Origin of the sequence: Paenarthrobacter histidinolovorans, from assembly GCF_014647595.1 — a bacterium.
GTDB lineage: Bacteria > Actinomycetota > Actinomycetes > Actinomycetales > Micrococcaceae > Arthrobacter > Arthrobacter histidinolovorans.
Window position 1 is genome coordinate 135,319 of record NZ_BMPM01000004.1, and the last position, 25,583, is coordinate 160,901.

The following is a 25,583-nucleotide window of genomic DNA, read 5'->3' on the forward strand; positions in this document are numbered from 1 at the left end:
GATGCATTCGCTTCCGGGAATAGACTGGGAGAATTAAATCGGTTGTGAGGGGTACTTCTGTGGAAGAACGTGCGACGTCGGCACCACCGGCGGGCGGGGAAGACGACCGCAAAGCAGTAGCGGTCCCTGTAACAGGCGTGCCCGCCCGGGCGTCAGGCGCTGTTCCGGTGGACATGCCGGGAGCCCGCCCCACGTTCCCAGGCCGGCGGGAGCGCACGCGTTCGCGTCTGGCACGCCTGACCGGACGGGGCGTTGCTCCGTACTCTCCTATCCTCGAGCCGCTGCTGCGGACCGTCAGGGCCAACAACCCCAAAGAAGACTTTGACCTGATCCAACGGGCATTCGCTGTGGCGGAGCGGAGCCACCAAGGACAGAAGCGCAAGAGCGGTGATCCTTACATCACCCACCCGGTAGCTGTGGCCACCATCCTGGCCGAACTCGGCATGACAGGCACCACATTGGCCGCCGCCCTGCTCCACGACACCGTGGAGGACACTCCCTACACATTGGCGGACCTCACACGGGACTTCGGCCCCGAGGTTGCCATGCTGGTGGACGGCGTCACGAAGCTGGACAAGGTCAGCTTTGGCGAGGCAGCCCAGTCCGAAACCGTCCGCAAAATGGTCGTGGCCATGGCCAAGGACATCCGGGTCCTCATGATCAAGCTGGCCGACCGTCTGCACAATGCACGCACCTGGCGCTTCGTTTCCGCGGAGTCATCCTCGCGCAAGGCACGCGAAACGCTGGAAATCTTTGCCCCGCTGGCTCATCGCCTGGGTATGAACACCATCAAATGGGAGCTTGAGGATTTGTCCTTCGCAGCCCTCTACCCGAAGGTGTACGAGGAAATCGTCCGGATGGTGGGGGACCGTACGCCGGAGCGCGAGAAGAGCCTGAGCGTGATCCGCAACCAGATCGCCGACGATCTTCGGACCGCCAGGATCAAGGCAACCATCACGGGTCGTCCCAAGCACTATTACTCCATCTATCAGAAGATGATCGTCAGGGATAAGGACTTCGACGACATCAATGACCTCATGGGCGTACGGGTGCTGGTGGACTCCGTCCGCGACTGTTACGCGGCCCTTGGCACCCTGCATTCGCGCTGGAACCCGCTCCCGGGCAGGTTCAAGGACTACATCGCGATGCCGAAGTTCAACATGTACCAATCGCTGCACACCACAGTGATCGGCCCGGGCGGCAAGCCGGTGGAGATCCAGATCCGCACGCACGAGATGCACCGGCGCGCGGAGTATGGCGTGGCCGCCCACTGGAAGTACAAGGACCAGCCGAACCGGACCGCGCAGGGTCCGGGCAGCCCGCGCGACGGCGACATGGGCTGGCTGCGTTCCCTGGTTGACTGGCAGCAGGAGACCTCCGATCCTGGCGAGTTCCTTGATTCCCTGCGATACGAAATAAACGCCCGCGAAGTCTTCGTTTTCACGCCCAAGGGCGAAGTCATGGCCCTGCCCGCGGGTTCCACCCCTGTGGATTTTGCGTACGCCGTCCACACTGAAGTTGGACACCGCACCATCGGTGCGCGGGTCAACGGCAAACTGGTGCCGTTGAACAGTGAGCTGAGCCACGGCGACTGGGTGGAGATCTTCACCTCCAAAGCTGAAGGTGCCGGTCCGAGCCAGGATTGGCAGCATTTCGTCAAGTCCGCACGGGCGCGCAACAAGATCAGGCAGTGGTTCACCAAGGAGCGTCGCGAAGAAGCGATCGACCGTGGCAAGGACATGCTCACCCGCGCCATGCGGAAGCAGAACCTTCCCCTGCAGAGGCTCATGACACACGATGCCTTGTCTGCGGTCGCGGAGGATTTCCATTACGTCGATATCTCCGGGCTCTACGCAGGCGTCGGCGACGGGCATACTTCGGCCCAGTCAGTCATGGAAAAGCTCATGGAGCACCTCGGTGGCCATGAGACCCCGGATGAGGACCTTGATGAGGTAAGCATCCCCACCCAGGTAGCCAAGTCCAAGTTTTCGGATTCAGGCGTCATTGTCAGGGGTGTGGGCGATGTGTGGGTCAAGCTGGCCCGATGCTGCACGCCGGTGCCCCCGGATCCCATTCTTGGCTTCGTGACCCGCGGTTCCGGTGTTTCCGTTCACCGGACAGACTGCACCAATGTCTCAGGCCTGCGGGACCAGCCTGACAGGATCGTCGACGTCGAATGGGCGCCAACGCAGTCCAGCGTGTTCCTGGTGGAGATCCAGGTTGAAGCGCTGGACCGGAAATCGCTCCTCTCCGATGTGACGCGCATTTTGTCGGAGAACCACGTCAACATCCTGGCCGCATCGGTTCACACGTCCAGCGACAGGGTGGCCATCTCGAAGTTCGCCTTCGAGATGGGTGATCCCAAGTACCTGCACCACGTTTTGAATGCTGTGCGCCGTATTGATGGTGTTTTCGATGTCTACCGCACCACAGGTAACCGGCGCCGGAGCTAGGGGGCGCTGCTAACCCGGTACGTTGACCGGCGTCAACTGGGCCAGGGTGGCCAGGGCACGCTTTTTGTGGGGGACCCTCGGAGCTGCCTCCACTGCCAGGACCAGCAGGCGTAGCCTGACGCCCAATTCCTGCCGGTTCAGCAGCCGCTTGAGCACAGGAAGGGCGCGATCAGTCTCGACATGGAGGGCAATGTCCGCTGCGGTACGCAGTGGGGTGCTCACCAGCATCCCGCCAAGGCTCACTGCATCCATCTGGCCCAGCCGTACTTCATGGAGGCTGCAGGGCAGGGTGCCGCGAAGGCTGGAGATCCGGTGTTTGGCATCCACCAGCAGCGATAATTTCTCGGGTGGTGCGGCGCAGCCATAGATCCAGGCGGCGGTAAGCCTGCCCGCCACCACTTTCGTGCGGATGCGCTCCGGTACGCTCAGGGCCGCCGCGCGGGCGCGCAGCCGGTGGGTGATGGCTACACCGGGCGATGCATAGTTCTTCCCGTACAGCGGCAGCAGGATGCCATCGAACGCCATGCCTTGCAGTTCATTCCACGTAAAGATGCGGCCAGGGGCATAGAGCTCCGGAATAACCGGTTCCAGCAAGTGCGGGGATGTGGGAGCAGGGGCCATCCATCGATCATTCCGTGGCGCCCCTTAACGAGTACAGGCTCCGGGCCGGCTATGTGGATAACCGGCCCGGAGCCTGCAACAGCGTCAGAACATACTATGCGAGATCGCTGGCCGAACGCTGGATCTGGTCGAGCCATGCCTGGCGTGCTTCCAGGGCTTCGCGTGCAGCCTTGATGCGGCGCTGGTCGCCGGCCTTTTCAGCCTTGTCCAGATCGTCCTTGAGGCCTGCGATGGCTGCTTCGAGCTGTGTCAGGGCGCTGTTGGTACGCGCCTTGGTTTCCGGATTGCTCCGGCGCCACTTCTCTTCCTCGGCGTCGCGGACGGCATCTTCGACCTTGCGGAGGCCTGCCTCAATCCGGCCCATATCGGCGCGCGGGACCTTGCCGGCATCTTCCCAACGGTCCCGAATGGACTGAAGAGCCTTCTTGGCAGCGTTGAGGTCCTTGATGGGAAGCAAGCCCTGGGCCTCGACCACGAGTTGTTCCTTGACAGCCAGGTTCGCCGTGTATTCCTGGTCGATCTGGTCATTGGCGGCCTGGCGGTTGCTGAAGAAGACATCCTGCGCGGCGCGGAACCGGCCCCACAAGGCGTCGTCATCTTTGCGGCTGGCGCGCGGGGTGGCCTTCCACTGATCCATCAGCCTGCGGTATTCACCGGCGGCATAGCCCCAGTCAGTGGACGAGGAAAGTGCCTCGGCCTCTGCAATCAGGGCCTCCTTGGCGGACTTCGCGGCAGAGTTGTTGCTGTCCAGCTGGGAGAAATAGGCGCGGCGGTGACGGTCGAAAACGGTGCGGGCCGAGCGGAAGCGCTTCCACAGGGCGTCCTCGTTGCTGCGGCCAAGCCGGACGCCACTCTTCTGCGCAGACTTCCAGGATTCGAACAGCTCGTTCATGCGCGCGCTGGAGGTTTTCCACTGGATCTGTGCGGGATCCTGCCCGGCAATGGTCTCTGCCTCGGCCACGATGGCCTCGCGCGCAGCAAGCTCGCTTGCACGAACGGCCTCGTGGGCTGCCTTCTCGGACTTCTCCAGCTCGACGATCTGCGTTGAGAGGGCTTCCAGACGGGCCTCGGCGGAACGGATATCGCCCACCATGTTGCGCTCGGCCAATTGCTCGCGCAAGTGCGTGACCGTCTTCTGCATGTCAGTTGCCGGCGCTTTGGATTCCACCCGGTGTTCCAGGAGGACCACCTGGGCAATGACGTCGTCGAACTTCCGGGCGAAGTACCCCAGGGCTTCGTCGGGGCTGACTCCCGGGTACTGACCGACGGCGATTTCCTCACCGTCGAGGGTGAGGAACACGTGGCCATCGCCTTCGGCCCGTCCCCACTTTGCTGCTTCTGCGAGCGAGGCTGCAGATACTGCGGGTGCGGCAGGAACAACAGCGGCGGGTGCCTTGGGGCGTGCTGCAAAAGCCGCGGGCGACGGCGCTGCCGACGGCGCGGGGCGAGGTGTGACGGGTTCGTTGGAAGCCGTGCCGGGGGTTGCTTCGGGTGAAGCCCCGGCCTCGGTCGTTTCGATCACCTCGACCGCTTCATCGTTGGCCACTGCTGCTGTTTCGTCGGATTTCTGACTGTCTGTCACCGCTAAAAGTCTTTCGCTTGGAGGGACTGCTAAGGCAAGGCACCCCGGGCCGGGGCCTGGGGCTGGTTACTTCAGAGAAAACGAGTCTATCGTGACAGGTGCCACAGGGGCGCCGTCGCTGGTGTTTTGGCCGGCTTTGAGACCGGCTGCGGCGATCTTCGAGACGACATCCAGCCCGCTGGTGACCTTGCCAACAACGGTGTATCCACCGGCCGTGTCGGCTGGAATGGTGGTGTCCTTGTAAACAATGAAGAACTGGTGGCCGTTTCCGTAGGCATTGTTGCCCGTGCGGGCGACGGCGATGGTCCCGGCCGGGTACTTGTTGTCTGCCGGTGTATTTTCGAGGGGGCCCCAGCGATAGTTGGGGTCGTCCGCGCCGTCCTCGGATTTCGCGCCACACTGCAGGAGGCCAAACGTCTCGGAGGTGGTCAAGCGGTGGCAGTTGGCCCCGTTGTAGTAGCCGGCGTCAGCGAGCGATTTCAGGACGGCAGCAGCCTGGGGCGCCGCCGTACCGTTCAATTCCACTCCCACTACGCCGCTGTTCAAGGCAAGTTCGCCTGCGAATGTCTTCCCGGCCGCCGTATCCGGGCTGGGAATGTCGGCACTGTTGGAGGCAGCGGGGGACGCCGAAGGCGAACTGAGACCCGCCTCTGCGGCAGCAAACTCGGCTTCCGTGGGGTTGGAGCTGAAAACCGTCAGCTGCAGCACCACAGCAAGGATCACGGAGGCCGCACCGGCGCCGATGGCAATGGTGTTGTCGCGTTTGCGGCGCTTTCCCTGTTCCTGCCGCAGGGCACGCTTGGCTTCCATTTGCCTGATGCGACGTTTCGCTTCGCGGTCATCCCGCGACCTTGTTGCCAAGAGTCCTCCTGATTGTGTCCGCTTCGGATGGCTGCCGACAGGAACCCGGCATGCTGCATTAGATGTGCACGCGCGGAAAGCATAAACTGGCTGCCGCACATAGTTTATGCATGACCGGCTGGACGCCCGCCTTCTAAACGCCGAACGGGCGTTTAAAGCGTGGCGCCGAAGCCCGGTTCAGCTTTCTTCGAGGAGACAATTCCACCATGGCACGTACCGCCTCCCTGTCCGGATTCCCCGAGTGGCTTCCCCAGGAGCGGTTGGTGGAGCTCCATGTGCTGGATACGCTCCGGAAAATATTCGAGTTGCATGGCTTTTCTTCCATTGAGACGCGCGCTGTCGAAACGGTGGGTCAGTTGCTCCGCAAGGGCGAGATCGACAAAGAGGTCTATGGCCTGAGCAGGCTCCAGGATGACGAGGGCGAGGCTGCGAAGCAGGGCAGCCCGGACAAATCCGATCCCAACGCACTTGCGCTGCATTTCGATCTGACCGTTCCCTTTGCCCGCTATGTCGTGGAAAACGCCGGGTATCTGGCTTTCCCGTTCCGCCGCTACCAGATCCAGAAGGTGTGGCGCGGCGAACGTCCCCAGGAAGGCCGGGCCCGCGAGTTCACCCAGGCCGATATCGACGTCGTGGGCGACGGCGAACTGCCGTTCCGCTATGACGTGGAAATCGCCCTGGTCATCGCTGAGGCCCTGAGCGCCCTCCCCATTCCGGATTTCCGGCTTCGGATCAACAACAGGAAACTGGCCGAGGGTTTCTACCGCGGCATTGGCCTGACGGACACCACCGGTGTGCTGCGCAGCATCGACAAACTGGAAAAGATCGGTGCCGACAAGGTGGCCGGTTTGCTCAAGTCCGAGCTCGGCGCCACGGATGAGCAGGCGGCCCTGGCCCTGCAGCTGGCCACGATCCGCACCGAGGACACCTCCTTCGTGGAGCAGGTCCGCGCACTCGGCGTGAAGGACGACCTCCTTGAAGAAGGCCTGAGTGAGCTCCAGCAGGTCATCGAAGCTGCCGTCCAGCGCGCACCGGGCAAGGTGGTTGCTGACCTGAGCATCGCCCGGGGCCTGGATTACTACACCGGTACCGTCGTTGAGACCGTCCTTGTGGGACACGAGCAGCTCGGTTCGATCTGTTCAGGCGGCCGTTACGATGCCCTCGCCAGCAAGGGCAACCGCAAGTTCCCCGGCGTCGGGCTTTCGATCGGCGTGACGCGCCTCGTGTCCCGCATCCTCAGCCAGGAACTTGCCACGGCCTCACGCGCAGTACCCACCGCGGTGCTGGTTGCTTTGAACGCGGACGACAGCTGGTCGGCCGCCCAGGACATCGCTGCACAGCTGCGAAGCCGGGGCATTGCCACGGAGGTTGCAGCCAAGGCCGAGAAGTTCGGCAAACAGATCAAGTTTGCAGACCGCCGCGGAATCCCCTTCGTCTGGTTCACCGACGACGACGGCAAGCACCAGGTCAAGGACATTCGCTCAGGTGAACAGGTGGATGCCGATCCCGCAAGCTGGACGCCTGCCGAGGAGGACCTCCACGTCCGCGTGACCACGGCCTGATCTGAACACGGCCTGATCTGAACACGGCCTGTCCCGCCTTTGGCGGGACCCGCGGCCGGGGCGGGTAAACTCGGACGGGACCGCTTTTGCAGCGGTCCCTCTAAATTTCATGCTGAAAGGAATGCTGTGCTGCGCACACATGACCTCGGATCACTTCGTTCCGAGCACATTGGACAAACCGTTACCCTTGCCGGCTGGGTGGGCCGGCGCCGTGATCACGGTGGCGTTGCATTCGTTGACCTGCGCGACGCCTCCGGCGTAGCCCAGGTGGTTGTCCGTGAGGAAGAGGTCTTCCATGGCCTGCGGAACGAGTACGTCCTGCAGGTGACGGGTACTGTCAACAAGCGTCCCGAAGGCAACGAGAACCCGGCCCTGGCGACCGGCGGGATCGAGGTCATCGCCGACAAGGTGGTTATCCTCAACACTTCCGAGCCCCTCCCGTTCCAGATCGACGAGCACGTTGAGGTTGGTGAAGAAGCACGCCTTAAGCACCGCTACCTCGACCTTCGCCGCCCCGGCCCGGCACGCAACATGCGCCTGCGTTCGGAAGCGAACCGTGTGGCGCGCGAGCTGCTGCACCAGCGCGGCTATGTCGAGATCGAGACGCCCACGCTGACGCGTTCGACGCCGGAAGGCGCCCGCGACTTCGTTGTACCGGCTCGTCTGGCACCGGGTTCCTGGTACGCGCTGCCGCAGTCGCCGCAGCTTTTCAAGCAGTTGCTCCAGGTAGGCGGCTTTGAGAAGTACTACCAGATTGCCCGTTGCTACCGTGACGAAGACTTCCGTGCGGACCGACAGCCGGAATTCACGCAGCTGGACATCGAAGCCAGCTTCGTTGACCAGGACGACGTCATTGAACTCGGCGAAGCAATCGTCAAGGCGCTGTGGCAGCTGATCGACGTTGAAATCCCCACGCCCATCCGACGCATGACGTACCTGGATGCCATGGCCAAGTACGGCTCCGACAAGCCGGACCTGCGTTTCGGCGTGGAGCTGACTGAGCTCACCGAGTTCTTCAAGGACACCAATTTCGGCGTCTTCAAGGCACCGTATGTCGGCGCCGTGGTCATGCCGGGCGGCGCTTCCCAGCCCCGCCGTACCCTGGACGGCTGGCAGGAATTCGCCAAGCAGCGGGGGCACAAGGGCCTGGCCTACGTTCTCTTCAAGGAGGATGGCGAGCTCGCCGGCCCTGTTGCCAAGAACCTCACGGAAGAAGAGCGTGCCGGCCTGGCCGATGCTGTTGGCGCCAAGCCCGGTGACTGCATCTTCTTCGCGGCCGGCGAAAAGTCAGCTGCCCGCGCTTTGCTCGGCGCTGCCCGCGTCGAAATTGGCCACCGTACCGGCCTGATCGATCCCAATGACTGGGCCTTCGTGTGGATCGTTGACGCCCCGATGTTCGAGCCTGCGGCCGCTGCCGTCGCTTCCGGTGACGTGGCAGTGGGCGCTGGCCAGTGGACAGCCGTGCACCACGCCTTCACCTCGCCCAAGCCCGAATTCCTGGACACGTTCGACAAGGACCCTGAGTCGGCCCTGTCCTACGCCTACGACATCGTCTGCAACGGCAACGAAATCGGCGGCGGTTCCATCCGTATCCACGACCGTGCGGTGCAGGAGCGGGTGTTCCAGCTCATGGGCCTGGACAAGGAAGACGCTGAAACGAAGTTCGGGTTCCTCCTGGAAGGCTTCAAGTACGGCGCGCCTCCGCACGGCGGAATGGCCCTCGGCTGGGACCGCGTGGTCGCATTGCTCGCCGGAGTGGAGTCCATCCGCGATGTCATCGCTTTCCCGAAGTCGGGCAATGGCTACGACCCACTGACTGCGGCGCCTGCTCCGATCACGGCGCAGCAGCGCAAGGAAGCAGGCGTTGACTTCAAGCCTGAGGCCAAGCCGGCGGTCGCGCCGGAAACCAAGTCCGAGTAATACCGTAGCCAGAAGGCTCTCCACCGTGGTGGGGGGCCTTTTGGCGTTCCCGACGCACATAAGATCCCGCACATGAGAGGTGCCGCAGATGGTGGAGCAAGCACTCCTGGAAGACCTCATGGACAAGGCCTGGCCTGCCCTTGACCGGGAGGAAAAAGGACAGTGGGTGCTTCGCGCTTCCGAGGGAGTGACGCAACGGGCAAACTCAGTGTGGCCCCGGGTACCGGACCAGGCGGGACACGACAGCATTGCCCGGTCGGTTCAGGCCGCCGGGCGCTGGTACCGGACCCGACGCCTTCCACTGATCTTCCAGGTCTTCACCGATCCCCGCAGCAAAGCCCTCAATACCGTCCTGGACGAGCAGCGGTTCACCCGGCAATCCGAGACAAGGATCATGGTCAGGGGCGCTGTTGACACGTCCGTCGCAGAGACCGGGCCCGCCGTGGAACTGAGCGACCATCCCACCGGGGAATGGCTGGACCTGTGGTGGTCGGTGGACGGCCGCGGCGGCGAGGCGGAACTGTCGGTCGCCCGCAGAATCCTTACCGCTTGCCCGTCGCTTTACGCACTGCTGAGGGACGACGACGGCGTTCCGGCCGCCGTCGGGCGTCTCGCCTTGGTGGAGGGCTGGGGCGGTATCTACAGCATGGCAACGTCGCCGGCGCACCGCCGGCGGGGTTACGGGACGAGAGTCCTCCAAGAGTTGCTGCGGGCCGGCAGCCAACGGCGTCTTGAAGGATTTTGGCTGCTGGTCACCTCGGCCAATCAGGGAGCCCGGGACCTCTACTCGCGGGCGGGTTTCACCGACCAAGGCGGTTATCTTTATCGTCAGGCGCCGCTGAAACGAGCTCCCGGCGGCTGCTGAGGAGGCTGCTGAACAGGAGCATCCGACACGGTAATCCGGATGGAGCAGGCATCGGCGGCAGCTTTTGGGAGACCGGCCGACTTTGGTTCCTGGACATCCAGGAAGGCAAGCCTCGTCCTGCCCGCCACCGCCTTGAGTGATGGATGCGCGAGGACCTGGTCCACCAACGTCCGGTCGCCGCCGGGTACGAGGTATTCGATCCTGTGGCTGGAGAAGATCCGGGCGGCGTGTTCAGCGGTGGTTTTGGCGTCGATGAAGCGGGAGCCGCTTTTCGAAGCCAGGATGCTGGAACCGCTGGCAGCAGCCAGGGCGAACCCGCCCCGTCGAACCAGCAGCAGTCCGAGTCCGCGTTCCTGGGCGGCGAGCGAAGCGAGCCGGTCCAGCTCTGTTGCTCCGCGGCCTGGCCTTCCGTCGGCCGGCCATGGCGGCCGGAGCAGGGCCTCGCTTCCGTCGGCCGCCCGCAGCAGCAAGCCGCCGTCGTCAAGGTCTTCCTCAACCGGGCCGTGGCTTGAAGCGAACCGGTCAACCCACCCTTGCAACCTTTCCGCGGGCACTAAAGCGGTCCTGTTGCCGCCCCGGCGGCGCGGGGCTGAAGCTGGGCGGTGCACGTCGATATCTCCTTTGCTGGAACTATGAGTAGCCTATCCATGTGGAAGATCTCTTTGGTGCCGGCGCAGTGGACGACGACGAGTCGGAGGACCAGCCCGCGGCAGGGGGACCCTTGGACGCCAACTGGATGGCGTCCCAGCGCAGTCCGCTGGCAGTGCGGATGCGGCCACGGACCTTGGATGACGTTGTAGGGCAGCAGCACCTGCTCGGGCACGGTTCCCCGCTCCGGCAACTGGCGGCCGGTGCGGAGGCTGCCGGTCCGGCCGGACCCAGCTCGGTGATCCTCTGGGGACCCCCGGGAACAGGCAAAACCACCCTGGCGCATGTGATCGCCCGCGGTCCCGGCCGGAAATTCGTTGAGTTATCTGCCATCACTGCAGGTGTCAAAGACGTGCGCCGGGTCATGGACGAGGCCCTGACGGCCCGTGACCTGTACAAGAAGACCACTGTCCTGTTCCTGGACGAGATCCACCGCTTCAACAAGGCCCAGCAGGATGCCCTCCTGCCCGGTGTAGAGAATCGCTGGGTTGTACTGGTGGCAGCAACAACGGAAAACCCGTCCTTCTCGGTGGTTTCGCCCCTGTTGTCGCGTTCGCTGCTGCTGACGTTGAAGCCGCTCACTGACGACGACATCTCGGGCCTGCTGCAAAGGGCCGTGTCCGACGCCCGCGGGCTCGCGGGCCGCGTGGAGCTCAGCCCGGCGGCGTTGGACCACCTCGTACGGCTGTCCGGAGGCGACGCCAGGCGCGCGTTAACGGCGTTGGAAGCCGCCGCCGGCGTGGCTTTCGGTGACTCGGCCGCCGTCGAAGACCCCGCCGCCGTCGAAGATGAGGCGTCCGGGGCCCCGGTGCTGGTGGAACTGCGCCACACAGAACGTGCCCTCGATGCTGCCGCAGTCCGCTATGACCGCGCAGGGGACCAGCACTACGACGTCGCCAGCGCGTTCATCAAGTCCATCCGTGGCTCGGACGTCGATGCGGCACTGCACTATCTGGCCCGGATGCTCGAAGCCGGGGAGGATCCGCGCTTCGTGGCCCGACGTATTGTGATCTCAGCGGCCGAAGACATCGGCATGGCCGACCCCACAGCGTTGCAGACCGCCGTGGCAGCGGCGCAAGCCGTGCAGCTGATCGGCATGCCTGAGGGGCGCATTGTGTTGGCCGAAGCCGTAGTGCACCTTGCCACGGCGCCCAAATCCAACGCCGCCTACATGGGCTTGAACAAAGCGGTGGCTGATGTGCGTGCAGGCTATGGTGGCGGCATTCCCATGCACTTGCGCGATGCCCACTATCCTGGTGCCAAACAACTGGGCCACGGCACGAGCTACAAGTACGCCCACGATGAGCCGCACGGAATAGCCACCCAGCAGTATCCGCCGGACGACCTCGTAGGCAAGGACTACTACCAGCCCACCAACAACGGCGCGGAACGGGATATAGCTGCCAGGTTGGAACGGCTCCGGAAGATCGTCCGCGGCGGGTAGCGGGGGCGGACGGCCCCAGTGCCCGTGGTAGTATTGATCCTTGTCTGGCATGACCCGACGCCAAATCCCTTGAAGATTTCTTCAATGGTGCTGCGCGCCCGGGCCAGTAGCAAGAGGCAGCGGTTGGCCGATGCTCTCCCTGATGGAGGCCAGTAACACAGATACACCGCAGTAATTGGAAGGACACAAGTGGCTAACAACACTCGTGCTCGCCGTACCGCACGCCTTTCGCGTGCACTCGGCATTGCTCTGACCCCCAAGGCCGCCAAGTACATGGAGCGCCGCCCGTACGGCCCCGGTGAGCACGGCCGTGCCCGCAAGAAGCAGGACTCCGACTACGCCGTACGTCTGCGCGAAAAGCAGCGTCTGCGCGCCCAGTACGGAATCCGCGAAGCCCAGATGACCCGTGCCTTCGAAGAAGCACGCCGCACCAAGGGCCTGACCGGTGAAAACCTGGTTGAGCTGCTCGAAATGCGTCTGGATGCCCTCGTGCTCCGTGCAGGCTTTGCCCGCACCATCGCACAGGCCCGCCAGCTCGTTGTGCACCGCCACATCATGGTTGACGGCGTCCGCGTGGACCGCCCGTCCTTCCGCGTTGGCGAAGGCCAGCTCATCCACGTTCACAGCCGCTCCGAGGTCATGGCACCGTTCCAGGTCGCAGCTGCCGGTGCACACGTCCTGAACAACGTGCCCGCGTACCTGGACGTCAAGATCGACGCCCTGCAGGCACGCCTGGTTCGTCGCCCGAAGCGCTCTGAGGTCCCCGTGATCTGCGAAGAGCAGCTCGTCGTCGAATTCTACGCTCGCTAATTTCAAGCAGCACAGACAAAGAAGCCCGTGGCAACCGCCGCGGGCTTCTTTGTCTATAAGGTACCGGGCCACTATAGGTAAGGTACTGGGGGAGGCCTTGGCCAAAGCCGCGGTGCGGCAGGTACAAGGCAGCGCAACGATCCTAGGAGAAGTGTTCTATGTCTGGTGGCGACATTGCCGGTCTCATCGCAGCAGGAGTCTTTGCGCTCCTGGTTCTGCTGTTGGCTGTGCCCATTCTGAAGTTGGGCGGCGTTTTCGACGAGGTCCGCACCTCCATCCGTTCCATCAGCGACGGCGCCACGCCCCTGATGGACGAGGTGACCGCCACGGTCACTACCACCAACCAGCAGCTGAAGAAGGTCGATGGCATCGCGTCCAACGTTTCGGATGCGTCAGCCAACATCTCCGCGCTGTCCTCGCTCGTGGCCGCCACGGTAGGTTCACCGCTGATCAAGGTGGCTGCCTTCAGCTACGGCGTCCGCTCGGCTTTTGCCGCACGCCGCACCCCTTCCTCCGGCCGTCGCAGCCGCTGAATCAACGGGAGAGCATAAACCGATGAAGAGAATAGTTTGGATGGGCATTGGCGTTGCAATCGGCGTCATCGCCTTCCGCAAGATCACCGAGGCACAGGCAAACCTGGGCCCCGAAGGCTTGAACCGTGCAGTTGGCCGGATGGCCGACGGGCTCTTCGACTTCGCCGATGCCGTGCGGTCCGGCATGCACCAGCGGGAAGAGGATCTCCGGGCAGCGCTTGGGATCGATGACGCCGTAGCAGGCGGCCGGTAGCAGGAGCGGTTCGCTCCCAGGCCCTCAACAGGGCAGAATGGAAAGCTGCGGAACGGCACCAGCCGGTACCGCGCACATCGTGTGCAGTGAATTGAGAAGGGTAAGTAATCAGCTAATGAAGTCGCAGGAGATCACCAAGCGCTGGGTGGACTTTTTTGTCAGCAAGGGCCACACCGCCGTTCCCTCCGCGTCGCTCGTTTCCAGCGACCCGTCACTTCTCTTCACTGTGGCCGGAATGGTGCCGTTCATTCCTTACCTGACCGCCCGCGAAGAGCCGCCCTACAGCCGCGCCACAAGCGTGCAGAAGTGCATCCGCACCGGTGACATCGAGGAAGTGGGCAAGACTGCCCGCCACGGCACTTTCTTCCAGATGTGCGGCAACTTCTCCTTTGGAGATTACTTCAAGGAAGATGCCATTAAGTTCGCCTTCGAGCTGCTCACCACCAGCGTGGACGACGGCGGTTACGGACTGCCTGCCGAGCGTCTCTGGGTGACGGTTTACGAAGAGGACGACGAAGCCAAGGAACTGTGGCTCAAGAACACCGGCATCCCGGCTGAGCGCATCCAGCGTATGGGCAAGGCTGACAACTACTGGTCCACCGGCCAGCCCGGCCCCGCCGGCCCCTGCTCGGAAATCTACTATGACCGCGGCCCGGCCTACGGTATCGAAGGCGGCCCGCTGGCCGACGAAACCCGGTACATCGAAATCTGGAACCTCGTGTTCATGCAGTACCAGATCGAGAACGTCCGCTCGAAGGTGGACTTCGATATTGTCGGGGAACTGCCGAAGAAGAACATCGACACCGGCCTGGGCATGGAGCGCCTGGCGATGATTCTCCAAGGCGTCGAAAACATGTACGAGACCGACCAGGTCCGTCCGGTCATTGACAAGGCTGCCGAACTTTCCGGCCGCGAGTACACCTCCGCCGAGTCACCGGAGGATCCGCACCACACCGATGACGTCCGTATGCGCGTCGTTGCTGACCACATCCGGTCCGCCCTGATGCTCATTGCCGATGGTGTGGCGCCTTCCAACGAAGGCCGCGGCTACGTGCTGCGCCGCCTCATCCGCCGTGCTGTTCGCGCCATGCGGCTGCTCGGCGTCGAGAAGGCATGCCTTCCGGACCTTCTTCCCGCCTCCCGCGACGCCATGAAGGGCGTCTACCCGGTGGTGGAAACCGACTTTGCCCGCATCAGCCGTATCGCCTACGCCGAGGAAAAGGCGTTCCTCCGCACCATTGCTTCGGGGACGGCCCGCCTGGAAGACGCTGTGGCGGAATCGAAGGCAGCAGGAGTTCCGTTGTCCGGCGCCGATGCCTTCGCGCTGCACGACACTTACGGCTTCCCGATTGACCTGACCCTGGAAATGGCCGAAGAAGCCGGCCTTAGGGTCGACGAAGCAGGTTTCCGTGCGCTCATGCTTGAACAGCGCCAGCGCGCCCAGGCCGACGCGAAGGGAAAGAAGGGCGGCCACGCCGACCTCAGCGCCTACCAGGAGCTTCTCGGCAAGGGCGAAACCGTCTTTACCGGGTACGACGAGCTTGAGGGCGAAGCAAAGGTCCGGGGCATCGTCAGCGCCGGCCGTGCTGTTGCGCACGCCTCCACAGGCGACGAAATCGAGCTTGTCCTCAACGAAACCCCGTTCTACGCCGAAGCAGGCGGCCAGTCGGCAGACACCGGCCTCATTACCGGCGATGGCTTCGTGGTTGAAGTGCTGGACGTCCAGCGTCCCATCAAGGGCCTGAGCGTCCACAAGGCGATCGTCCGCGAGGGCGAGATTGCCTCCGACGCGTTGGTGCGTGCCGCCGTCGACCGTGAACGTCGCCACGCCGCAGAGCAGGCCCACACGGGAACGCATATTGTCCATGCCGCCCTCCACCAGATCCTTGGGCCCGAAGCCACCCAGCGCGGCTCCTACAACAAGGCCGGCTACCTGCGCTTCGACTTCGCATGGGGTGAGGGCCTGAGCCCCGCCACGCGCTCCGAGATCGAAGAAGTCTCCAACATCGCCATCCGCAACAACTACCGCGTTGATACCAAGGTGATGGGACTTGCAGAGGCCAAGGCGCTGGGCGCCATGGCCCTCTTTGGCGAGAACTATGGCAGCGAAGTCCGGGTCGTGGAGATCGACGGCGCATGGTCACGTGAATTGTGCGGTGGCACGCACGTGTCCAACACGTCCCTCATTGGCAGCCTTTCGCTGCTTGGCGAACAGTCGGTTGGTTCAGGAAACCGGCGCGTTGAGGCCTTCGTGGGCCTGGACGCATTCCGTCACCTCGCCGCGGAGCGCGCCCTTGTGACGGAACTGACGGAGCTTTTGAAGGTTCCCTCCGGCCAGCTTGCTGATCGTATTTCGAGCACGTTGAACAAGCTCAAGGCGACGGAGAAGGAACTCGACCGTCTCCGCAAGGAACAGCTCGCAGCAGCTGCCGCGAACCTGGTGGGGACAGCCAAGGACGCTGCAGGCGTTCGCGTTGTTGCCCACGACGCCGGACAGGTGGGTGGTGCAGACGACCTGCGGAACCTTGCCTTGGACCTGCGCAGCCGTCTCGGTTCGGAGGCCGCTGCGGTGGCCGTTGCCGGCGTCAGCAACGAACGCCCGGTCATCCTGATCGCCACCAACGAGGCCGCCCGCGACGCCGGAGTGAAGGCCGGTGCGCTGGTTCGCTTGGCTGCAGGCATCCTCGGTGGCGGCGGTGGCGGCAAGGACGACGTCGCCCAGGGCGGTGGCACCGACGCTGCGAAGGTCTCTGAGGCCCTCGCAGCGGTGGTGGACTCGATTGCCAAGCGCTGACGGTGTCCGCCCGTACTAACGATGACGTCTACCCCCGCGGTATCAAGCTGGGGGTAGACGTCGGTACCGTCAGGGTTGGCCTTGCGCAGTGCGATCCTGACGGCATTCTCGCCACACCGTTCAAGACGGTTGGGCGCGATGCCAAAAAGAACTCCGACGTCCGCGTGGTGGTCAAACACGCCGCGGAATTGCCTGCAGTGCAAATATTTGTCGGCCTGCCCCGGACCATGAAGGGGGAAGAACGCGGCTCGGCAGCCATGGCCACCGAGTACGCCATGCTGCTGGTCGGCGAGCTGGCCCGCGTCGGTCTGGACATTCCCGTGAACCTGGTCGATGAGCGGCTTTCCACTGTTACGGCACACCGCAACCTGCACGAAGCTGGCATGAGCAGCAGGAATCACCGTAAAGTGGTTGATCAGGTTGCTGCTGCTGGAATACTCCAGCACGCGATCGACATGCAAAAAGCCAGAGGAACGGACATTGGCCGCCGAGTGCAGGCACCGGCGGAGTCCGCAAAGCCCAGCAGTGCCCCAACGCTGCAGGCTGCCTCAGGCAGTGAACCCGATTCTTCTACGAGGGGACTGCAACTGTGAGCCCGGTCAACAACGACCCCTCCAGCGGTACCGCTGGCGGCGGCATGCCGCTGACCCGCAAAGAGTTGCGGGCGCGGGAACGATTCCTCGCCACGCAGAACCACAACGTCGTACCCGTTCCCGAGGCGACCCCGGGGGAGGAATCCCCGACAGTCGATGCAGAGGCTGAACTTCCGCGTCCCGTTCCTGCTGTTCCAGCTCCTAGAGTCCCTGAAACACCGCCGGCTTCCGCGGCCACGTCTGCGCCCACCCCTCCGGCAGCCCCTGCCGCTCCGCCGGTCCCGCCGGTTCCCGCCCAAAAGCCGGTTGCCGAGTCCCTGCCTGTGCAGGGGAATGTCGACCGTGACCATGCGGTGCCTGCGCCGACAGTCTCCGAAGCGGGGGACCCTGCGCCCGTCGAACATGATCCGATTGACCACGCGCCTATTGACCCCGCGCCGATCGACAACGCGCCGACTGACCATGCGCCCGTCGTCCATGAGCCGATCGACCACGAACCAATTGACCACGAGCCGATTGACCATGAAGAGTTCGACCACGCCCATGCCGGGCATGGTGACGAAGAACTGGTCCACGCAGAGCATTCCGCGTTGCCCCTGGAGGCCCATGAGTACGCCGAACATGACGCGCATTACGGCGTAGCGGCGCATGACGGGTTCCACAATGAGCTCCACCCGGACGAGATTCACCCGGAGGAGCTCCACCATGACGAGCTCCACCACGACGATCATCCCCACGAGCTGTTGGCGCCTGCTGTGACCACAGCGTCGGCCAAAGCAGCCGCGAAGAAGGCGCGCCGCCGCCGTCGTGTCCTGGCCCTCCTCCTGACGCTGGGAGTGTTCGTCGCCGCGATCGCTGTCGGCGCGCAGTTCCTGAAGCCCTTGCTGGGCATGGACAAGGTCACCGACTATCCGGGACCCGGCACGGGTTCCGTTGTTGTCACCGTCCCCCAAGGCTCAGGACCAAAGGCTGTAGCGAACGACCTCGTGCAGAAGCATGTTGTGGCGGACGCCGATTCGTTCGTCAAGGAATTTGCCAGCCAAGGCGGCGAGTTGTCGCCGGGAGATTTCACGTTCCGAACAGAGATGAAGAACTCCGACGCCGTTGCGGTCCTGGTCAATAAGGACACGTCCAAGGTCATGTACTTTGCGTTGAGCGCAGGATTGCGGATCGGTGAATCACTTGAGGCCATCTCCAAGGGCTCAGGCATTCCCCTGGAGCAGCTCAACGCCCTCAACCAGGCGCCTGGACAGTTCGGCGTTCCGGCCAAAGCCAAGAACCTCGAAGGCTTCCTGGCGCCGGGGGAGTACCGTTTCGAACTCGGTACCCCGGCCAAGGACATCATCCAGAAGCTGGTAACCACCACCTTGGATGAACTCAAGTCCCAGGGAATCACCGACCCCGCCAAGCAGTACGACACCGTGACCATCGCCAGCATCGTGCAGGCGGAGGGCGGACAGGCGGACTACGGAAACGTGGCGGGCGCCATCTACAACAGGCTCAAGCCCAACAACGTCGAAACCAGCGGGCTCATCCAATCGGACGCCACGGTAACCTACGGTCTGGGCAGGAAGTCCTTCCACGTCACGGAAGAAGAAAAGGCCGACAAGTCCAATCCGTACAACACGTACGCGAATGTTGGTCTGCCGGTGGGGCCCATCGGTTCACCGGGTAAGACCGCGATCGATGCCGCAGCCAAGCCGACACCCAACGACTACCTCTACTGGGTGACCATCAACCTGGACACCAAGGAGACCAAGTTCTCCAAGACCCTGGCTGAGCACAACACTTATGTTGAGCAATACAACGCATGGTGCCAGGCCAACGCGGGACGGTGTGTGTGAGTCGTCGGGCTGCGGTCCTGGGCCATCCGATCTCCCACTCGAAGTCTCCGGCGCTGCATACCGCTGCCTACGCCAAACTGGGTGTGGACATTGGGTACTCGGCCATTGATGTCACCGTTGCCGGCCTTCCGGCATTCATGGAGTCGCTCCGCGAAGATGGGTCCTGGTGTGGCCTGTCGGTCACCATGCCGCTGAAGTCGGCCATGGTCCGGGAAGTCGACGAAGTCCGCGGGGCAGGCGCTCTGTTGGGCGTCATCAACACCGTCGTTTTCGAGAACGACGGCGGCACGGTGCGTCGGGCGGGATACAACACCGACGTCGCGGGCATCGTGGAGTCGGTCCGCTACGCAGGCGTGGCTTCTGCCCCCCGCGCCGCCATCCTCGGCGGCGGCGGTACCTCGGCTGCTGCAGTTGCCGCGGTCCAGCAACTTGGTGCGGGCCATGTTGATGTCTTTGTCCGCGACGCCGGGCGAGCCGGTGATGCGGAAGCCGCCGCGGCCGCCGTCGGGATTTCCCTGTCCGTCAGGCCGCTGACGGAAGCTGCCTCGGCTGTGGCAGGCACGGACCTGGTGATCTCCACCTTCCCGCCCCGCGCCGCTGACGACTTGGCTGGGGAACTGGCGGCACTGCCGGGAACCGGAGCCGGTGTCCTGCTGGATGTCGCCTACGATCCTTGGCCGAGCCGTATTGCCGAAGTCTGGCGCGGCCACGGGGGAGCGGTAGTCCCGGGGTTGGAGATGCTGATGTACCAGGCGGCAGAGCAGATAAGGCTCTTCAGCGGCTATGACGTTGATACCGCCGTCATAGATGTGATGTGCGACTCAGTCGGGCTTCCCCGGCGGGTGTTCTAGAGGCCCTACATGGCAGGATTGGTTATATGTTGCGTTGGTTGACTGCCGGTGAATCCCACGGTCCGGCTCTGATCGGAATTGTTGAAGGCGTGCCCGCCGGTGTTGAACTCACCAGCGGGCAAATTCGTGACGCGTTGGCGCGTCGCCGCCTGGGCTACGGACGTGGCGCCCGCATGAAGTTTGAACAGGACGAGGTCACCATCATGGGTGGCGTCCGGCACGGGCTCACCCAGGGCGGCCCGGTGGCCATCCAGGTGGGAAACACCGAATGGCCCAAGTGGGAGCAGATCATGTCTGCTGATCCTGTGGACCCCGAGGTCCTCGCCGACCAGGCGCGAAACGCCCCTTTGACCCGCCCCCGTCCCGGGCACGCGGACTTCACTGGGATGCAGAAGTACGGCTTCGACGAAGCCCGTCCGGTGCTTGAACGCGCCAGTGCGCGCGAAACCGCCACCCGCGTTGCGCTCGGTACGGTCGCTGCACAGTTCCTGAAGCAGCTTGGCGTGGAACTGGTGAGCCACACTGTCTCCATTGCCAGCGTCACCGTTCCTGAAGGCAAGCCGCTGCCCGGGCCCCGGGACGTGCTGGCCTTGGACGCCGACCCTCTTCGTTGTTTCGACCGCGAAACCTCCGACGCGATGGTTGCCGAGGTGGATGCTGCCCACAAGGAAGGCGAAACCCTTGGCGGCGTCGTTGAGGTACTCGCGTACGGGCTGCCTCCGGGACTGGGCAGCTACGTGCACTGGGACCGTCGTCTTGACTCGCGGCTTGCCGCTGCGCTCATGGGTATCCAGGCCATCAAGGGTGTTGAAGTCGGCGACGGGTTCCTTACGGCTGCCCGCCGCGGATCGGCTGCGCACGATGAAATCGTCAAGGACGACAACGGCAGGATTGTCCGCCAGACCAACCGTGCCGGTGGCATCGAAGGCGGAATGAGCATTGGGGAAGTGCTGCGTGTCCGCGCAGCCATGAAGCCGATCGCTACTGTTCCGCGCGCACTGCGTACCATCGACGTGAGCACGGGCGAGCCTGCCAAGGCGCACCACCAGCGTTCCGATGTTTGTGCTGTTCCCGCTGCCGGTGTTGTTGCCGAAGCCATGGTTGCCCTGGTTCTCGCTGAGGCCGTTGCCGAGAAATTCGGTGGCGATTCCGTGGCGGAGACCCAGAGGAACCTGCAAAGCTACCTTGACAGCATTCCGGCCACCTTGGACTCGGTCGGCCGGTAGTGGTTCGCTCCGTCCTGGATGGCTGCCCCGCCCATCCCGTTGTTTTGGTGGGCCCCATGGCTGTTGGCAAGTCCGCCATAGGCCAGCAGCTGGCCCAGCAGCTTGGTCTGCCGTTTGTGGACACTGACGCTGTGGTGGTTGCTGCCCACGGGAGCATAGCGGACATCTTCGCAGGACGCGGCGAGCATGCCTTCCGCGAGATCGAGGCCAGGGCCGTGGCGAAATCGATCGAGTCCGCCAAAATCCAGCCCGCGATCATTTCCCTGGGCGGCGGAGCGGTCCTTGATTCCGGAACCCAGCAACTGCTGGGGGAGTGCACCGTTGTTTACTTGGAATGCGATGCGGAAACTGTGGCGGACCGGATCGCGCGCAACACGGGAAGGCCCTTGCTGCAGGGTGACGCAATGGCCCGGTGGGAAGCACTCTTTGCCACCAGGCGTCCTGTGTACGAACGGCTCGCAGACATCGTCATGGATGTCCGTTCAGGATCCGTGGCGGAAATCGGCCTCCATCTGGAGGAAAGGCTGCGCCAGCATGCAGCCTTGAAAGAGGAAGTTGAAAAGTGAGCAACGAAGCAACTGTCATCAAGGTGACCGGCCAGTCAGTCAACGAAAACTACGACGTCGTGGTGGGCCGCGGCCTGTTGCAGACCCTTCCCGAAAAACTCGGCGAACGCGTCCGGCGGGTCCTGGTCATCCACCCGCGCGCCCTTCGGCTGACGGGCGATACCGTTCGCGACGAGTTGGAGAGTGCGGGATTCACCGCGCTCACAGCCGAAATCCCGGACGCTGAGGAAGGCAAGCACATCCAGGTTGCCGCATTCTGTTGGCAAGTATTGGGACAGAATGACTTCACCCGTTCGGACGCCATTGTGGCTGTTGGCGGTGGTGCAGTCACCGATCTTGCGGGCTTCGTGGCAGCCACCTGGCTTCGCGGCGTCAAAGTCATCCACATGCCCACGAGCCTCTTGGGGATGGTGGATGCCTCGGTTGGCGGCAAGACGGGCATCAACACCGCCGAGGGCAAGAACCTCGTTGGTTCGTTCCACCCGCCCGCTGCCGTCCTGGCCGATCTGGATACACTCCAAACCCTGCCGAAGAACGAGCTCATTTCCGGCATGGCTGAGGTCATCAAATGTGGATTCATTGCCGACCCCGCGATCCTCGAACTGATCGAGAAGAACACGGACTCCGTGATGGACCCCGGCTCGGACGTCGTTCGCGAACTTATTGAACGTGCCATCGCCGTCAAGGCCGACGTCGTTTCGCAGGACCTGAAGGAATCCGGCCTGCGCGAAATCCTGAACTACGGCCACACCCTGGGCCACGCCATCGAACTGGTGGAGCGGTATTCCTGGCGCCACGGTGCTGCCGTAGCCGTGGGCATGATGTTCGCCGCGGAATTGTCCCGCAGTGTTGGGCGTTTGTCCGACGCCGACGCCGACCGTCACCGCACCATCCTGGAAAGCCTTGGCCTGCCCATCACCTACCGCAGGGACCGCTGGCAGGGTTTGTTGGACGGCATGCGCCGGGACAAAAAGTCCCGCGGCGACCTCCTGCGCTTCGTCGTCCTCGACGGAGTTGCCAAGCCGGGGATCCTGGATGTCCCCGACACTTCCCTTCTTTTTGCCGCCTACCAGGAGATCGCATCATGACGATTGCCCTGCGCGAAGGGGTCAGTGACTGGCCAACAGCCGGCTTCCCCGGTGTTCGCATGAACCCGGACACACTCCTGCCCGTGGTGGTCAACGAGGAAGTCATGGAGACAGCGCTTGCGGCTTCGGATGACCCCGCGGACCGGATCATGGCACTCCTGCTGGAAAACCAACCCAAGGAAGCGGCTGAACTTCTGGCTGAGGCCCGCTACAAGGATCCCGAGTCGTTTCGGCTCAGGATCTTCGAGGCTGAAGTCCACCGGGCGACCAACCGCCATGACCGGGCAGTCCAGCTGTTCCGCCACCTGCTGCACGAGGTCCAGGGAACTTCCAAGGAAGCAGTAGTGCGCCAGTATCTTGGCCGGGCATACTTCGTGAGCGGCAACGCCTTGGCAGCCTCCGAAGAGTTCTCCAGGGCACTTGATTTGAGGGTGGCCATGGCCGCCGACGCGGCACTGATCTACTCGTCGGCTGTAGCCCTGCAACGGGCCCGGGATGTCCTGGAACTTGCTTCCTGAGAGCTGCCCGCAGGGCTGCCCGCAAGGAAACGCCGCATTTGCCGGTAGAATGGTTTTTGGATTTTTGATAAATACGCGCTGGCGCGCCGATGGGCACGCCTGCTTGGCATAGATAGCTGGCAGCTAGAACCAGTGCGATTAACCAGAGGATACGAGTGGCAACCACAAACGACATCAAGAACGGGACCGTACTGAAGCTCGAGGGCCAGCTCTGGAACATCATTGAGTTCCAGCACGTCAAGCCGGGCAAGGGCGGCGCCTTTGTCCGCACCAAGATGCGCAACGTCATGTCCGGCAAGGTGGTCGACAAGACCTTCAACGCCGGCCTGAAGATTGAAACCGCAACGGTTGACCGCCGCGACTACCAGTACCTGTACCAGGATGGCGAAGACTTCGTTTTCATGGACACCCAGGACTACGACCAGATCACCGTCTCCGGTGCGACCGTCGGCGACGCCACCAACTTCATGCTCGAGAACCAGATGGTCAACATCGCCATCCACGAGGGCACGCCGCTGTACATCGAGCTGCCCCCGAGCGTCGTTCTCGAAATCACCTACACGGAGCCCGGCCTGCAGGGTGACCGCTCGTCCGCCGGAACCAAGCCGGCCACCGTGGAAACCGGCTACGAGATCCAGGTACCGCTGTTCGTTGAGCAGGGCACCAAGGTCAAGGTCGATACCCGCGATGGCAGCTACCTGGGCCGGGTCAACGACTAGTGAGCGCACGCGGTAAAGCCCGTAGCAGGGCCTTGGAAGTACTTTTCGAAGCGGAGCAGCGCTCAGTTTCGGCTTTTGATGCGATGACAGCGCGTCGGGAGAAAACAGACCTCGTCATCAACCCCTACACGGTGGAAATCGTGGAAGGTGTTGTGTCCATGCAGTCAACCATCGACGAGTTCCTGGAGACATACGCGCAAGGCTGGACCCTGGAGCGCATGCCTTCCGTTGACCGCATCATTCTTCGCATCGGTGCGTGGGAACTTCTCTACAATGACGAAGTTCCCGACGGCGTGGCCGTGAGCGAAGCCGTCGCCCTCGCCAAGACGATGTCCACCGACGAGTCCCCGGCGTTCATCAACGGGCTGCTGGGGCGTCTGCAGAAACTCAAGCCGTCTCTGCTGGCCTGACTGCCAGGACAGCATCGAAAAATGGACCCTCCTCCCCGGAAACCCGGGAGGAGGGTCCATTTTTTACGAGTTACTGGCAGGCAACCATCCGGAACTACTGGAGGACGGCGGCCCTCAACGCCGGTATGAGGCGAAGGTGTTCGAGTTCATCGTGCTGGTGCACCGGGACATCGCGGCCACTGAGTATGCGCTGGCGTGTGAAAGCCAAGGCGGTCGCTCCCTTGATGAATGCCTTCATCTGTCCGCCCCGGCCCCTTGACGCTGCCCAGCGAAGTGCCTGGCGCCTACCTCTGGACGTCGCCAGCATCTCCACCTCGGCAGGCGTGAACCAGCCCGCGCGGGCATACTCCAGAAGCCGTTGGCGGGTCAGTTTTCCCTCAGCGACGCGAAGCACGATGATGCCGGCTGCTGCGATCAGGAAGATCGGAACCTGGACAACGAAGTACTCCACCAGGAAGTTCTGCCCCATGCTGTTCCAGCGGTTGTGCAGGAACATTGCCGGCAGCAGGCCGATGAAGAAGGCCAGGACCGCATATCCAGGGTGCCATTTCCTGGCAGCGAACCCCATGATCAGTCCTGTCGTGCCCGTGAACACCGCGTGGGCAAAGGGAGACATGACGCCTCGGAGGATGAAGATGCGGACCAAGTCCGTGCCGGGATCAGTGGAAGAGGCTATTTCACGTCCGAAGTAGAGGATGTTCTCGGTGAAGGCGAACCCCGCAGCGATGGTGAACGCGAACACCACGCCATCCACGGGACCATCGAAGTACTTACGGGCTGCCAGGATCAGGACCAGAAGTCCCAATGACTTGGTGAATTCCTCCACGATCGGGGCCTGGACCGTGGCCATGAAATAGGCGAAGGCTTCCTCGCTGCCAGTGGGAGCGGCAAGCGCGAAAAGTGGTTGGATCAACAAGGTGCCGGCTATGGATACGGCTGCACCCCAAGTAAAGGCGAACCAGAGGAGCCGCGGCGGCTCCGGTTCCCACCGGTCGATGAGGCGCACCGTCAACAGAACCACGGACAGTGGGATCAGTGAGACCAGGAAGCCGATGACGAACCCTGCGATGCCCGTATTGCCCAAGAGGAAAGGGATCACCAACAGCAGACTCCCCAGAGCCAGGATGGAGCCCACGATGAGCAGGGGAAGGGTGCCCCTGTTCCGGGGTGCACGCGGTGCTGGTGGCGTGGCCCAGCCTTGCGGCGGCAGGGGCGACGGGTTGCCCGGCGCCGTCTGGTAGTTCCCCGGCTGAACGCGGCCGATCCAGGTGGGATTGGCGCCTGGCTCCAGGTAGGGCCTGGGATAAGGACGCCGGCCATGCTGACCGGGTTGGTTCATGCTCATGGGAAAGAGCCTATTCCACGCCCGGAAATGTGAGCTTAAACTCATGGCCCGCTCAGGACCCCGCGCTGTGGGCACAT

At 63.3% G+C, this 25,583-nt stretch carries 23 protein-coding genes; 18 read left to right on the plus strand and 5 right to left on the minus strand.

The features are described 5' to 3' along the window. Positions 1-59 precede the first annotated feature (59 nt). Positions 60-2,453, plus strand: a complete 2,394-nt coding sequence (locus tag IEY62_RS11360; RefSeq protein ID WP_189018308.1) for a RelA/SpoT family protein — start codon at positions 60-62, stop codon at positions 2,451-2,453. A 9-nt stretch (positions 2,454-2,462) separates the two neighbouring features. Here the strand turns inward: IEY62_RS11360 and IEY62_RS11365 are convergent, their stop codons facing one another. The 3 genes from IEY62_RS11365 to IEY62_RS11375 all read right to left on the minus strand — a co-directional run bounded on the left by IEY62_RS11365 (position 2,463) and on the right by IEY62_RS11375 (position 5,517). Next, positions 2,463-3,074, minus strand: a complete 612-nt coding sequence (locus IEY62_RS11365) for a hypothetical protein (protein WP_189017644.1) — start codon at positions 3,072-3,074, stop codon at positions 2,463-2,465. A gap of 94 nt (positions 3,075-3,168) precedes the next feature. Further along, entirely contained in the window at positions 3,169-4,656 is a 1,488-nt protein-coding gene (locus IEY62_RS11370; RefSeq protein WP_189017647.1) for a DUF349 domain-containing protein, read from the minus strand. A 66-nt stretch (positions 4,657-4,722) separates the two neighbouring features. Next, positions 4,723-5,517: a peptidylprolyl isomerase gene (locus tag IEY62_RS11375; protein ID WP_189017650.1), complete on the minus strand. Its 795-nt coding sequence runs from the start codon at positions 5,515-5,517 to the stop codon at positions 4,723-4,725. A 206-nt stretch (positions 5,518-5,723) separates the two neighbouring features. Between IEY62_RS11375 and hisS the strand changes: the two genes are divergently transcribed. The 3 genes from hisS to IEY62_RS11390 all read left to right on the plus strand — a co-directional run bounded on the left by hisS (position 5,724) and on the right by IEY62_RS11390 (position 9,864). Next, positions 5,724-7,079, plus strand: a complete 1,356-nt coding sequence (gene hisS, locus IEY62_RS11380; protein ID WP_189017653.1) for a histidine--tRNA ligase — start codon at positions 5,724-5,726, stop codon at positions 7,077-7,079. A gap of 126 nt (positions 7,080-7,205) precedes the next feature. Continuing rightward, positions 7,206-8,999, plus strand: coding sequence for an aspartate--tRNA ligase (gene aspS, locus IEY62_RS11385; RefSeq protein ID WP_189017656.1), 1,794 nt, complete (start codon positions 7,206-7,208; stop codon positions 8,997-8,999). Between the two features lie 88 nt (positions 9,000-9,087). Further along, positions 9,088-9,864 (plus strand): GNAT family N-acetyltransferase, encoded by a 777-nt coding sequence (locus tag IEY62_RS11390; protein WP_189017659.1) that lies wholly within the window; start codon positions 9,088-9,090, stop codon positions 9,862-9,864. Here IEY62_RS11390 and IEY62_RS11395 read toward each other — a convergent pair. Next, a complete protein-coding gene (locus tag IEY62_RS11395; protein WP_189017662.1) occupies positions 9,828-10,472 on the minus strand; it encodes a Vms1/Ankzf1 family peptidyl-tRNA hydrolase in 645 nt (214 codons plus the stop codon). The genes IEY62_RS11390 and IEY62_RS11395 overlap by 37 nt on opposite strands. Before the next feature lie 41 nt (positions 10,473-10,513). Between IEY62_RS11395 and IEY62_RS11400 the strand changes: the two genes are divergently transcribed. The 14 genes from IEY62_RS11400 to nusB all read left to right on the plus strand — a co-directional run bounded on the left by IEY62_RS11400 (position 10,514) and on the right by nusB (position 24,161). After that, positions 10,514-11,956, plus strand: coding sequence for a replication-associated recombination protein A (locus tag IEY62_RS11400; protein ID WP_189017665.1), 1,443 nt, complete (start codon positions 10,514-10,516; stop codon positions 11,954-11,956). A gap of 189 nt (positions 11,957-12,145) precedes the next feature. Continuing rightward, positions 12,146-12,766, plus strand: coding sequence for a 30S ribosomal protein S4 (gene rpsD / locus IEY62_RS11405; RefSeq protein ID WP_018777746.1), 621 nt, complete (start codon positions 12,146-12,148; stop codon positions 12,764-12,766). A gap of 158 nt (positions 12,767-12,924) precedes the next feature. Next, on the plus strand, positions 12,925-13,299 hold the full coding sequence (locus IEY62_RS11410) for a DUF948 domain-containing protein (protein ID WP_018777745.1): 375 nt from the start codon (positions 12,925-12,927) through the stop codon (positions 13,297-13,299). Between the two features lie 22 nt (positions 13,300-13,321). Continuing rightward, positions 13,322-13,552, plus strand: coding sequence for a hypothetical protein (locus IEY62_RS11415; RefSeq protein ID WP_026267164.1), 231 nt, complete (start codon positions 13,322-13,324; stop codon positions 13,550-13,552). Positions 13,553-13,667: 115 nt separating this feature from the next. After that, complete coding sequence (alaS, locus tag IEY62_RS11420) at positions 13,668-16,346, plus strand: alanine--tRNA ligase (protein WP_189017668.1); 2,679 nt, start codon at positions 13,668-13,670, stop codon at positions 16,344-16,346. A gap of 2 nt (positions 16,347-16,348) precedes the next feature. Next, positions 16,349-16,939, plus strand: coding sequence for a Holliday junction resolvase RuvX (gene ruvX, locus IEY62_RS11425; RefSeq protein WP_189017671.1), 591 nt, complete (start codon positions 16,349-16,351; stop codon positions 16,937-16,939). Continuing rightward, positions 16,936-18,783: an endolytic transglycosylase MltG gene (mltG, locus tag IEY62_RS11430; protein WP_189017674.1), complete on the plus strand. Its 1,848-nt coding sequence runs from the start codon at positions 16,936-16,938 to the stop codon at positions 18,781-18,783. The genes ruvX and mltG overlap by 4 nt, the downstream gene beginning before the upstream one ends. Further along, positions 18,780-19,634, plus strand: a complete 855-nt coding sequence (locus IEY62_RS11435) for a shikimate dehydrogenase family protein (protein WP_189017678.1) — start codon at positions 18,780-18,782, stop codon at positions 19,632-19,634. The genes mltG and IEY62_RS11435 overlap by 4 nt, the downstream gene beginning before the upstream one ends. A gap of 26 nt (positions 19,635-19,660) precedes the next feature. Next, entirely contained in the window at positions 19,661-20,860 is a 1,200-nt protein-coding gene (gene aroC, locus IEY62_RS11440; RefSeq protein WP_189017681.1) for a chorismate synthase, read from the plus strand. Next, positions 20,860-21,426, plus strand: coding sequence for a shikimate kinase (locus tag IEY62_RS11445; RefSeq protein WP_189017684.1), 567 nt, complete (start codon positions 20,860-20,862; stop codon positions 21,424-21,426). The genes aroC and IEY62_RS11445 overlap by 1 nt, the downstream gene beginning before the upstream one ends. Beyond that, positions 21,423-22,514 (plus strand): 3-dehydroquinate synthase, encoded by a 1,092-nt coding sequence (gene aroB / locus IEY62_RS11450; RefSeq protein WP_189017687.1) that lies wholly within the window; start codon positions 21,423-21,425, stop codon positions 22,512-22,514. The genes IEY62_RS11445 and aroB overlap by 4 nt, the downstream gene beginning before the upstream one ends. After that, positions 22,511-23,032 (plus strand): tetratricopeptide repeat protein, encoded by a 522-nt coding sequence (locus IEY62_RS11455; RefSeq protein WP_189017690.1) that lies wholly within the window; start codon positions 22,511-22,513, stop codon positions 23,030-23,032. Before aroB ends, IEY62_RS11455 begins: the two co-directional genes overlap by 4 nt. Positions 23,033-23,187: 155 nt before the next feature. Then, the gene (gene efp / locus IEY62_RS11460) at positions 23,188-23,751 is read left to right on the plus strand and encodes an elongation factor P (protein ID WP_011774957.1); all 564 of its coding nucleotides are present in this window, start codon (positions 23,188-23,190) and stop codon (positions 23,749-23,751) included. Next, positions 23,751-24,161, plus strand: a complete 411-nt coding sequence (nusB, locus tag IEY62_RS11465; protein ID WP_189017693.1) for a transcription antitermination factor NusB — start codon at positions 23,751-23,753, stop codon at positions 24,159-24,161. The genes efp and nusB overlap by 1 nt, the downstream gene beginning before the upstream one ends. Before the next feature lie 94 nt (positions 24,162-24,255). Here nusB and IEY62_RS11470 read toward each other — a convergent pair whose 3' ends face one another. Then, complete coding sequence (locus IEY62_RS11470) at positions 24,256-25,551, minus strand: PrsW family intramembrane metalloprotease (protein ID WP_189017696.1); 1,296 nt, start codon at positions 25,549-25,551, stop codon at positions 24,256-24,258. Positions 25,552-25,583: the final 32 nt, after the last annotated feature.